Annotated in this window: 12 protein-coding genes; 2 read left to right on the top strand and 10 right to left on the bottom strand. The window is 67.5% G+C overall.

The window, feature by feature from the left end; all coding sequences use genetic code 11:
* Positions 1-134: 134 nt before the first annotated feature.
* Positions 135-677, bottom strand: coding sequence for a DUF411 domain-containing protein (locus AC1VAN_RS02505; RefSeq protein WP_480985208.1), 543 nt, complete (start codon positions 675-677; stop codon positions 135-137).
* A gap of 117 nt (positions 678-794) precedes the next feature.
* Complete coding sequence (locus tag AC1VAN_RS02500; RefSeq protein ID WP_144435761.1) at positions 795-1,118, bottom strand: hypothetical protein; 324 nt, start codon at positions 1,116-1,118, stop codon at positions 795-797.
* Positions 1,119-1,228: 110 nt separating this feature from the next.
* Between AC1VAN_RS02500 and AC1VAN_RS02495 the strand changes: the two genes are divergently transcribed.
* Positions 1,229-1,663, top strand: a complete 435-nt coding sequence (locus AC1VAN_RS02495) for a hypothetical protein (RefSeq protein ID WP_442251793.1) — start codon at positions 1,229-1,231, stop codon at positions 1,661-1,663.
* Between the two features lie 9 nt (positions 1,664-1,672).
* On the opposite strand, the gene AC1VAN_RS02490 is transcribed toward AC1VAN_RS02495, so the two are convergent.
* The gene (locus AC1VAN_RS02490; protein WP_478013499.1) at positions 1,673-3,958 is read right to left on the bottom strand and encodes an FdhF/YdeP family oxidoreductase; all 2,286 of its coding nucleotides are present in this window, start codon (positions 3,956-3,958) and stop codon (positions 1,673-1,675) included.
* 212 nt (positions 3,959-4,170) lie between these two features.
* Between AC1VAN_RS02490 and fdhD the strand changes: the two genes are divergently transcribed.
* A complete protein-coding gene (gene fdhD / locus AC1VAN_RS02485; RefSeq protein ID WP_480985207.1) occupies positions 4,171-5,028 on the top strand; it encodes a formate dehydrogenase accessory sulfurtransferase FdhD in 858 nt (285 codons plus the stop codon).
* Between the two features lie 28 nt (positions 5,029-5,056).
* On the opposite strand, the gene AC1VAN_RS02480 is transcribed toward fdhD, so the two are convergent.
* The 7 genes from AC1VAN_RS02480 to AC1VAN_RS02450 all read right to left on the bottom strand — a co-directional run bounded on the left by AC1VAN_RS02480 (position 5,057) and on the right by AC1VAN_RS02450 (position 11,145).
* A complete protein-coding gene (locus tag AC1VAN_RS02480; protein ID WP_025874422.1) occupies positions 5,057-5,617 on the bottom strand; it encodes a TetR/AcrR family transcriptional regulator in 561 nt (186 codons plus the stop codon).
* 4 nt (positions 5,618-5,621) lie between these two features.
* Entirely contained in the window at positions 5,622-7,154 is a 1,533-nt protein-coding gene (locus tag AC1VAN_RS02475) for an MFS transporter (protein WP_080148668.1), read from the bottom strand.
* 125 nt (positions 7,155-7,279) lie between these two features.
* On the bottom strand, positions 7,280-8,038 hold the full coding sequence (locus AC1VAN_RS02470) for a hypothetical protein (protein ID WP_442251791.1): 759 nt from the start codon (positions 8,036-8,038) through the stop codon (positions 7,280-7,282).
* A 10-nt stretch (positions 8,039-8,048) separates the two neighbouring features.
* On the bottom strand, positions 8,049-8,678 hold the full coding sequence (locus AC1VAN_RS02465; RefSeq protein ID WP_442251790.1) for a DUF3299 domain-containing protein: 630 nt from the start codon (positions 8,676-8,678) through the stop codon (positions 8,049-8,051).
* Positions 8,668-9,183 carry a DUF3299 domain-containing protein gene (locus tag AC1VAN_RS02460; RefSeq protein WP_425602701.1) on the bottom strand — a complete coding sequence of 172 codons (516 nt, stop codon included), beginning with the start codon at positions 9,181-9,183 and terminating at the stop codon, positions 8,668-8,670. Before AC1VAN_RS02460 ends, AC1VAN_RS02465 begins: the two co-directional genes overlap by 11 nt.
* Positions 9,184-9,218: 35 nt before the next feature.
* Positions 9,219-10,472, bottom strand: coding sequence for an ABC transporter permease (locus AC1VAN_RS02455; protein ID WP_480985206.1), 1,254 nt, complete (start codon positions 10,470-10,472; stop codon positions 9,219-9,221).
* Positions 10,465-11,145, bottom strand: a complete 681-nt coding sequence (locus AC1VAN_RS02450; protein ID WP_480985209.1) for an ATP-binding cassette domain-containing protein — start codon at positions 11,143-11,145, stop codon at positions 10,465-10,467. Before AC1VAN_RS02450 ends, AC1VAN_RS02455 begins: the two co-directional genes overlap by 8 nt.
* Positions 11,146-11,149 lie beyond the last annotated feature (4 nt).

The raw sequence follows: 11,149 nt of genomic DNA, 5'->3' as shown, positions 1-11,149 counted from the left end.
GTGCCAAGGCAATGACCTGCCAGGACTACGCCGACACGGCCGAACGCAATTTCGACGCGCAGTTGAAGAAGCAACGCGAAAAGCAGCGTTGACCAGGCGCGGCGGCGATCCGCCGCCGCGCCCGCCACACCTTGTCAGCCACCCTGCCCGTGCTGTGCGAAGGGCTGGGTGCTGCCATCGGCCAGCACCAGCTCCACGGTATACGGCTGCACATGGCCATCAGGCATTTCCATGCCCGGAGATCCCGCCGGCATCCCCGGCAGCACCAGGCCACGTGCCGTCGGCCTTTCCTTCAGCAGGCGCTTGATGTCGCTGGCCGGAATATGGCCTTCCACCACGTAGCCACCGATCTCGGCGGTATGGCAGGACGCCTTGCCGGCCGGTACGCCGAGCCGTTGCTTGACCGGATGCATGTCATCGGTATCGCGTATCTCAACCGCGAAGCCGGCAGCCTTCAGGTGGTCGGCCCACACGCCACAGCAACCGCAACTGGCCGTCTTGTGCACGATGGCCAACGGAAGCTCCCGGTCGATCTTCGCTCCGGCCGTCGCCTCGACCGCCGAGGCGGTTGCGGTTGCGGTTGCGGGCGAGGACACGGCCTCTTCGGAGGCACGCACGCAGGCGGTGGCCAGCAGAACGGGGGTGAGTAACAGGCTCRGGGAAAGAATGCGGTTCATGGATCAGGTTTTCCTTTGCAATCGCAGGCGCGAGCGCCTGCCATCCACGCGACGGATGCGCGTGGGTCAAGTAGATGAGGGGTACTGCAGGACGGCAGGTACGCAACCTGCGCGCGATCAGGCGATCGGCGGGCGAATCAGGTGAGGTAGCGCAGGCGCGGGATGAGCCGGCGGCAGCGCGTCACCGGGCACTGCACGCAGCGGCCATGCAGCAAGGCTTGCCGCCGACGGCAGCATGGCCACACTCGCCGGCACGCACTCGCAATCCTCGCTGCTGCACGCGGCTGCGTTCCGTTCATCGCAGCAGGCGGGCGTGACAGAGATCGCAGCGTCGGCGATCTCGTGGGGGCCATCGCAATGACCGCCGCCGGACTGACCGTTGATGCCGCCCGAGGCAAGCGCCAGCGCCGGTGCATTCAGCACCAGGGTCAGGAGCAGCATCAGTCGCAGCAGCAGGCCGGATATATCCACGGGCTGATGATAGCCGACGCACGATGCGCCCGTCGCCGCTGCCTGCTGTCATCATGCATGACGTTCATTGGAGCCTTTCCATGCCTGCCCGCTTCCCCTCTGCTGCCCTCCTGCTGTCCGCGTTGCTGAGCCTTCCGGTCATGGCAGGCGAACGCCAATGGACCGTGCTGTCCAGCGGCGATGGTGACCACACCCATGAGCGCTGGCAGGTAAGCGGGACGCGGTTGCGAACGCTTCCCGCGTTCGACCCGGCACGCGCCGAGCCGCCGCTGTCGGTGCATCAAGCTGCGGCGGCAGCACTGGCCCACGCGCGCCTGCGTTATCCCGGCGATGACTTCGTGGTCTCCGAGGTAAGCCTGCAGCGGTTCACCGCCGGCGCTGCGCCGCAGAGCGAGGACGCAGCGCGCGGCTGGGTGTACCTGGTCAGCCTCGACTACAACGCCAAGGGCTGGACCCAGATGGTGCCGGTGCTGCTGGATGGCAGCATCGTGCTGAGCGACAACGAGCAATTGTAGGATCGGCGCCTACGCGGGCACGTCGACCTGCGCGCGCATCCGTACCGGAATGGATTTCGCCGCTGGCGTACCGCTGATCCGATCGTAGTAGTCCAGCGGCAGCAGGGGGTTGAGCTCCGGGTAGTAGCCCGCCAGCGCCCCGCGCGGCATCGGGTAGTCAAGCACGGTCAGGCCTTCGATTCGCCGCGTCACGCCGTCGTCGCTGATCGTTTCCAGGCTCACCAGGGCTTCCTTGTCGAGCCCGCGCGCCAGACGGTCCTCGATGTTCATGAACACCACCATGCGGTCGTTGTACACGCCCCGGTAGCGGTCGTTGTAGCTGTAGATGGTGGTGTTGTACTGGTCGTGCGAGCGCACCGTGGCCAGCCGCAGCATCTCCGGGTCATCGACTACCGTGTTCACTTCCAGGCCCGGCATGACGAGGATGTTGGCCTTGCCGTTCGGGGTCGGCCACACGCGCCTGCGCGGCGGAATATCCAGATGGAAGCCGTGCAGTGCCTGGATGCGCTCGTTGAAGCCGGCATAGATGGCCGGGTAGACGGCGGCGATCAAGTCGCGGATCGGGCCGTAATCGTGCATGTACGCGGCCCAGTCCACCTTGCTGCCCGGCAACGTTGCCATCGCCATCCGGCAGACGATCTCCACCTCCGGCAGCACCTGGTCGCTGGCCGGCTCCAGCACGCCGCGCGACGCCGTCACGTTGGACATCGCATCTTCGATGGTGACGAACTGCTCGCCCTTCGGCGTGCGGATCCACTCCGAGCGCGCCACCACCGGCAGGATCAGCGCGTCGCGACCGTGCACAAGATGCCCCCGGTTGAGCTTGGTGGCGATGCCCACGGTCAGTTCCAGTCTGCGCATGGCCTGGTAGGCGCGCTCGGTATCGGGCACGGCATGGATGAAGTTGCCGCCCATGCCGATGAACACCTTGGCACTGCCATCGAGCATCGCCGCGATCGACTCGACCACATGGTGGCCGTGCTCGCGCGGCGGATCGAAACCAAACACCTGCTGCACGCGATCCAGGTAGCGCGCCGTGGGCTTCTCGTCGATGCCGACGGTGCGGTCGCCCTGCACGTTGGAATGGCCACGGATCGGACCGATACCCGCGCCCGGCTTGCCGAAATTACCGCGCAGCAACAACAGGTTGGCCACCTGCTGCAGCAGCCGCGACCCCTGCTGGTGCTGGGTCAGGCCCATGCCATAGCAGATGACCGTCGCCTGCGAACGGATGTAGATCTCCGCGCAGCGCCGGATCTGTTCCTGTGCGATGCCCGACACCCGCACGATCTCATCCCAGTCCTGCGCCAGCACGTCCTCGCGCAGCGCCTCCAGGCCAACGGTGTGTTCGGCCAGGAACGCATGATCCAGCACTGACTCACCCTGGGCTTCGCGCTCGAACATCACCTTCATCATGCCCTTGATCAGCGCAAGGTCGCCGCCGATGCGGACGTGCACGAACTCGCTGGTGATCTCGGTGGAACCGAACGTGGCCATCTGCACCACGTCCTGTGGTTCGGTGAAGCGGATCAGGGCACGCTCCGGCATCGGGTTGACCGCCACGATCGGCACACCGCGCTTGCGCGCTTCCACCAGGTTGCTCATCATCCGCGGCGAGTTGGTGCCGGTGTTCTGGCCCATCACGAAGATCGCCTCGGCGTGTTCGAAGTCGTCCAGCACGATGGTGCCCTTGCCCACGCCTATCGCTGGTGGCAGGCCACGGCTGGTCGGCTCGTGGCACATGTTCGAGCAGTCCGGGAAGTTGTTGGTACCGAACTCGCGCACGAAGATCGAATACAGGAACGCCGCCTCGTTGGGCGTGCGGCCGGAGGTGTAGAACTCGGCCTGGTCGGGGTTGTCCAGCGCCTGCAGATGGCGACCGATGAGTGCAAACGCCTCGTCCCATTCGCAGGGCACGTAGTGATCGGTGGCGGCGTCGTAGCGCATCGGCTCGGTCAGCCGGCCCTGCTGCTCCAACCAGTAATCGGTCTGCGCCATCAACTCGGTGACGGTGTGCTGGGCGAACAGTTCACGGGTCACCCGGTGCTGGGTCGCTTCCCAGGCCAGGGCCTTGGCACCGTTCTCGCAGAATTCCAGCTTCTTGCGGTGGTCGGCATCGGGGAAGGCGCAGCTGGGGCATTTGAATCCGCCCGGCTGGTTCATCGCCAGCAGCGCCTTGGATCCTTTGCCGATCACGCTCTGCTGCAGCAGCACCTTGGCGGTCGCACCGGCGGCCCCCCAGCCGCCTGCCGGTTGGTTGTAAGGCTTGTAACGCGGCGGCTTCTGTTCGGACATGGTCGGGAACCTGCGTTGGTGGTGTGCCTGCCAGCAGAGCCGGGCTCGCGCCCGGCTGCCGTGGCCAGTCAAGCACACCGGCAACCCCAGCGCCATGGCCCGGCCCGGGTACAGCAGGCTGCCATGGCAACGGTTACCGCCGCGTCTTCACTGGATGGCTGCGCTATCCTCCGGGCGTAGCCTGCCCTTCTGCTTTACCCAGGATGTGCCGCATGCCCGGATCGACGTTGCCTTCGCCCCCGCCCGCCGGCACGGCCCTGCGCACGCTGCAGCGCTGGCGCAGCACGGGGCAGGAGCAACGGGTCGATACGATCGCCGAAGAAGTACCGGTGGCGATGCGTTATAACGGCGCGGCCTTCGCGGTGATGATGGCCACGCCATGCGACCTGGAGGATTTCGCGCTGGGCTTCTCGCTCAGCGAAGGGTTGATCGAGCGTCCTGACCAGTTGCTGTCCATCCAGGTGCAGCCACAACTGGAGGGCATCGAGCTGAATATGAGCGTGTCCGCCGACGCCCCCGGCGCCGCACTGGATCCTGACAACGGGCGCCTGCTGCCGGGTCGCGGCGGCTGTGGGTTGTGCGGTGCGCGCCAGCTGGAGGACGTGCTGCGTCCGCTGCCTCCGGTAAAGGACCGCCGCACGTATCAGACGGCTGCACTGCAGCGGGCATTGGCTGGGCTGGCCCTACGCCAGCCGATGAATGCTGCCAGTGGTTCGACCCATGCAGCGGCCTKGGCCGATGCCAGTGGCCGCATCGGCTGGGTGCGCGAAGACGTCGGCCGCCACAATGCGCTGGACAARCTGATCGGTGCACTGCACCACAACGAACACAGCATCGATGGCGGCCTGCTGGTGGTATCCAGCCGTGCCAGCTACGAAATGGTCAGCAAGGCCGCGCGCGCCGGTGCCAGCGTACTGGCCGCCGTCTCGGCCCCCACTGCGCTGGCCATCGATCTGGCCCGCAGTGCCGGCCTGTGCCTGGTGGGCTTCGCCCGCGAAGAAGGCTTCAACGTGTATACCCACCCGGAGCGGCTGCAGGGGGATGGCCTGCACGGGCATCCRCCTGCCTGACGGGCGCCCTCAGCGGATGGACTGGCTGCTACGCCTTGCGRGACCGTTCGGGAGAGAGCAGCCCGCCGATCCGTTCGGTCACCTGCGCGCGCACGTTCTCGTCCAGCTGGCCTTCGTACATGGCCTCGTAGATCCACAGGCCATCGGCGGCCAGCCGCGCCACGAAATTATCCAGCGCCGCCGGATCGTCGCTGCCGGCGGCCGGTGGCGAAGGCGCCCAGCGCTGCACCACCGGTGCCCACGGCCGCTCGCTGGGGAATTCGGGGTCCACCGAGTCCAGCATGAACATCAGCTCGGCCCGGGTGGCACTCTGCGCCGACACACGCACGAAGGTCTGGTAGCGCTCCAGCGCAGTGGCCTCGCCGGCCGACTTGCCCAGCAGCGCCTCCATCGATGCTTCCCAGCTCTGCACCAGGTGCTCGTCGATGCCGCGCAGCAACGCTTCGCGCGAAGGAAAGTGGTACAGCAGGCCGCCACGGGTCAACTGCGCCTCGGCCGCCACCGATTCAAAGGTGACCGCACGCACCCCGTCGCGGTTGATCACGCTGACGGCGGCGTCGAGGATGCGCTCGCGCTTGCTGGTTCTCATGCCGTTATTTTACGCGATCGGCGGCGCCGTCGCGGCCACCGGCGCGTCCACGCAGCAGGCGCGCGATGATCACCGCGCCGGCCGCCAGCACCGCACTGATCACCAGCAGCACGATCTGGTAACCGCGATCGTAGGCCGCGGTGGCCAGCGCGAACCACTCGCCCTGCCCCACCTCACGCGCCACGTGCAGCGCCTGGGTGAAGCCCTCGCGCGCGGCGGCGGGAATACCCGCCGACTCCGGCAGGAAAGCGCCGTACATCGCAGCGCTCAGGCTGCCCAGCAGTGCGACGGCCAGCAGACCGCCGAACTCGTAGGACACTTCCTCCACCGACGAGGCCATGCCCGCACGATGCGGCGGCACGTTGTTGAGGATGGCGGTGGACGCCACCGAGATGGCAGCACCCATGCCGAAGCCGGTGATCGCCATGCCGGCCACCACCCAGCCCAGCCCATGCGGGAAGCCCAGCGCCACCACGCCCACACCTACCGCACCGGCCGCAAGACCGCCGCAGATCAGCGGACGCAGGCCGACGCGATGCAGCACGCTGCCGCCCAGCAACGCGCTGGGCAGGCTGCCCAGCGCCGCCACCGATACCAGCAGGCCCGCCTGCAACGGGCTGAGGCCGGCCACCAGCTGGAAACGCTGGGTGGTGAGCAGCTGCAGCCCGGCCATCGCAAACAGGGTGAACACCGCCGACAGGGTGCCGGCAAGGAAGGCCGGATTGCGGAAGATGGCGAAATCCAGCAGCGGATAAGGCAGCTGCTGCTGGCGGCGGCTGAAGGCGATGCCGGAGATGATCGCCAGCAGCAGCGAGACCGCGCCCACGCTGTACGAGGGCGGCGTGGCGATCAGCGACTTGATCGCCAGTACCAGGCCCGACAGCGCGGCCAATGCCAGCAGCGAGGACAGCAGGTCCCATGGGCGGGTGCTGTCGCGCTGCCCTTCCGGCGCCAGCAGCAGGGTCGCGATGAAAGCGACCACTACCACCGGCACATTGATGAGGAACACCGAGCCCCACCAGAAGTGCTGCAGCAGCAAGCCACCGATGATCGGCCCCAGCGCCGCACCGACGATGGCCACCGAACCCCAGATCGCGATGGCGATGTTGCGCTCGCGTTCTTCATGGAAGCTGAGCCCGATCAAGGCCAGCGTGGCCGGCATCATCGCCGCCGCACCCACGGCGAGGAAGGCACGCGCGGCGATCAGCTGCCCTGCGGTTGCAGAGAACGCCGCTGCCAACGAGGCGATGCCGAACACCACCAGCCCGACCAGGAACATCCGGCGGTGGCCGATGCGGTCACCCAGGGTGCCAGCGCCCAGCAGCAGACCGGCCATCACCAGCGGGTAGGCGTTGATGATCCACAGCGCCTGCCCGGCACTGGCCGACAGCTCCTCGGTCAGGGTCGGCAGCGCGGTATACAGCACCGAGTTGTCCAGCGTGACCAGCAGCAGGCCGGCGGCAACGGTGAACAGCAGCGACCAGCGTCGGGCGCGCGACAGGGACGGAGCACCGTCCAAGGGCTGGGAGAGAGCCATGGGAACCTGGATGGGGAAGGAGTACATCCATAACTATACAGGACATCCTGTATAGTTATGGGGCTACCAGTCAGATCCATTCAGCTGCCGGGAGGTGCAATGCTCCCTGCCTCATGACCCGGGGCCTACCTGCACTCCGCAGGCAAGGCAGCGACCGCCTGCACGATCGGATCCTGCATGGCGCGTCCCACTGCGGCATCCAGCTCTCCCCGCAGATGGCCGTGCTGCCGTTGCATCTGGTCTTCGCACAGCACACGCACCCGCGCGCGGGCGTTGCTGCGCAGCGTGCTGCAGCGCCAATCGCCCCCTCCCAGCGGCAGCACCGAATAGACCACGCTGTTGCAGGCGTTGCCGGCGCGTTCCGCCAGCGGACGCGCGCCGAAGTCACGCGGCACACTGCTGCGCTGCGGATCGAAGTAGCTGTCCGGGAAGGTGCGCGCGTACTGTTCGATGTCCACCTCGATAGTGCCGCCTTCGCCTGCCGGCACGCGCAGTGGCTGACCGCAGCCGGTGGCGTCGGCGCGGTGTTGGATGTACTGGTAGATCGGTCGGTCCAGGCTCGCATCCTGCGCGGTCACGGCGCTGACCGCCGCCAGCACCGGCAGCGACGCACGGTTGGCCATGCGCGCCAGCACTCCCGCCTGCGCTGGTTCGCAGCGGTCGCGCAGCGTCGCCACCAGCAGGAACAGCAGGTCATCACGAAAGGCCTTGTCGGCCGCCAGGTGATGTTCGATGCGTGCCTGCGCTTCCGCCACTGGTGCGGGAAATGCAACGGCCGGTGGCGAGGGCGCGTGCGTTGCGTTCCACAGCAGCGCCACCCCGGTGCCTGCCAGCAGCAACACCACGATCAGCAGCGCGACGGTGCGTGCGCGGCGCCTCGTCATCGGGTGCTCGTCATCGGCTGATCGCGGAAAGCGTCGCTGCGGCAGCGTCATAGGACGCGCTGGCGATATCCGCCTCGAAGTGCTTCACCTGCAGGCGCCCTGACAGCCGGTAGGGATCCCACAGCGCGCCCATCGTGATGGGGGTGGCCAGGGTCACATGGATGATCTGGTTCGGCGGTGGCGGCGGCACGTGGATGCACGCGCCATAGAACGGCACGAACAGCAGTTCGTCCACCTGCCCGGCGTCGTTCATCGCCAGCGGCACCACATAGCCATCCAGGTCCAGCGCACGTCCGTCCACGCCATCGACCACCGCCGACGAGCCGAACTGCTGCGCGCGTAGCGGGCTGGAGTGATCGATGGCCTGCCCAGGCAGCGAGCCCGAACCCGTATCGTCGATCAAGCCCCCCACCCCGTCCATGCCATTGCCACGTGACAGCCCGATCTGCGGCGGTGGACGCTGGAAGCTGTCCTCCTCGGGCATCAGCGCGTCCCAGCGGTCGATCACTGCAGACGCCGCCACCGGCGACGCAGCAGCATTGTTGGCCTGTGGCGGTAAGGCGTCCACGACGGGCCGGCCACAACTGGCCAGCAGTACAGCGGCAAGAGCACCGGCAAGCAGCTTCGCGCTACGGTTCATAAGGCCTCAGTTCGGCGTCGGCCATGCTGTAGGCCGAGCCGGCAAGATCATCGTCCACCCGCTCGGCGCGCAGCACGCCTGCCAGGAAGAACGGCGAGTACATGTCGGGCATGGCGATCGGCCGCGGCAGCACCACATGCACGATCTGGTTCGGTGGCGGCGGTGGTACGTGGATGCACGCGCCGTAGTACGGCACGAACAGGAATTCGACCAGTCGGCCATCTGCCGCGTTGGCCAAAGGCACCACGTAGCCCGGCAACCGCACTGCGCGATCCAGTACCGCGTCCACCGTACGGAACGTACCGAACTGGGCCATGCGCCGGTTGCCGTTGTGCTGCACCTCCGGCCCCTCACCGCGCTCGAGTGCTGCCAGTTCGTCGCTGGGCAGCATCTGCAGCCAGTCCAGTTCCTGCTCGCTTTGCGTGCCAGCATTGCTCTGTACCGGCGACGGCGGCAGTGCCTGCACACCGGTATCGGTCGGCCGCGTGCAGGCGGCCAGCAGCATTGCCGCAACCAGCAGCAACCAGCGCACGCCCGCGCTCACGACGCAGGCGCCAGGCCATCGGCCAGGGTGCGCCGGTAGGCCAGCAGCGCAGGCAGCAGGCCGGCAACCGCGCTGATCAGCAGCACGCCGCCCACCCAGGCCAGTTCGCGCGCGTCCGGCCAGACGTGGGTGATCGACAGACCGAAATTGGCCAGCGCCCAGCTGCGCCCGGCCGCGCTGGCACAGGTCAGCACCGCCAGCGCCAACGCGCAGGCCATTGCTGCAGTGGCCACGGCCTCAACGACCAGCAGGCAGGCCACATAGGCCGGACGCGCACCGGTGGCGCGCAGCACCGCCAWCTCACGGCGGCGTTCCTGCAGCGTCGATACCAGCAGCGCCATCAGTGACACCATGCCCAGCAGCACCACCATCGCACTGATCAGCTGCAGCGCGCGCTCGGCAGTGCCCAGCGACTGCCACAGCTGCTGCAACGTCACGCCGGGCAGGATCGCCTGCAGTGCTTCGTCCGGATACTCGTTGATGCTGCGCTGCACGCCGAAGGTGGCGATGCGCGAGTTCAGCCCGAGCATGAAGGCGGTGATGCTGGTCGGGGTCAGGYCAAGCTGCCGTGCCTGTTCTGCGCTGACATGCTGGCTGCGCAACTGCACGCCGGAGCGCCAATCGACATGGATCGCTTCGATCGCCGGCAATGACACCAGCACGGACGAATCCACCGGCGTGCCGGTACGCTGCAGGATGCCGACCACGCGGAACGGCTTGTCGGCATGCGTGGCCAGCGTTACCGCACCGGTGCCATGGGCCAGCACGATCTCAGTGCCCAGGCCGATGTGCGCGGCCTGCGCGACTTCAGCGCCGACCACCGCGTCATACAGGTCGTCGAACGGCTGGCCCTGCGCGAATGCCAGCGCATGCCCTGCGCCATGCCGGTAATGTTCGAAATAGCCGGCGGTGGTGCCGATCACCCGATAGCCACGCCAGGAATCGCCCAGCGACAGCGGCACCGCCCATATCACCTGCGGCAGCGTGGACAGTTCCTGGTAGGACTGCCAGGACACGTTGTTGGTCGGGTCGCCGATGTGGAAGACCGAGTACAGCAGCAGGTTCACCGGCCCCGAGCGTGCGCCCACGATCAGGTCCGTACCCGAGACGGTGCTGGCAAAGCCTTCGTGGGCCTGCGTGCGGATACGTTCCACGCCCAGCAGCAGGACCACGCTCAGGGTGATGACCAGCACGGTCAGGCTCACGCTCAAGGCGCGGCTGCGCAGGCTGGCCCAGGCCAACTCAAACATGTGCACCCCCTGCCCGGTTCAGATCACCCAGCGACAACACCTGGTCGAACAACGGCTGCAGGCGGTCATCGTGGCTGACCACCAGCGCGGTGGTGCCAGCGGCGCGGCACTGCGCGGACATCAGCTGCACGAACGCCGTGGCCGCTTCGGGATCCAGCGCCGAGGTCGGTTCGTCGGCCAGCAGTACCGCCGGGCGACCGATCAGGGCACGGGCAGCGGCAACGCGCTGCTGCTGGCCGACGCTGAGCGTGCCTGCCGCGCGCGGCATCAGTGCCGGATCGAGCYGCAGCGCACGCAGCAGACGCGCGATTTCCGCGTCCAGCCCACCTTCAATGCGCGCGTTGCGCAATGGCGAAAAGCGCACGCCCAGGGCGATGTTGTTGCGCACGCTCAGGAACGGCAGCAGGTTGAACTGCTGGAAGATCACGCCCAGCTGGTCGGCACGGAAACGATCGCGCGCGGCGGCACCGAGCGTGTTCACCCGATGGCCGGCAACCCGGATGCTGCCGCTCGCCGGCAGCAGAATGCCCGCCAGCAGGCCCAGCAGCGTGCTCTTGCCCGAGCCGCTGGTCCCGCGCAGCAGCACGCTGCTGCCTGCGCGCACCTGCAGCTGTGCGATGTCCAGCACTGCACGGCCTGAGTAGCCGAACTGCACGCCCTGCAGGTCGATGATGGCA

It is taken from the genome of Stenotrophomonas sp. 05L44_2 (assembly GCF_056665995.1).
This window is presented reverse-complemented; position numbering and strand designations above follow the sequence as displayed.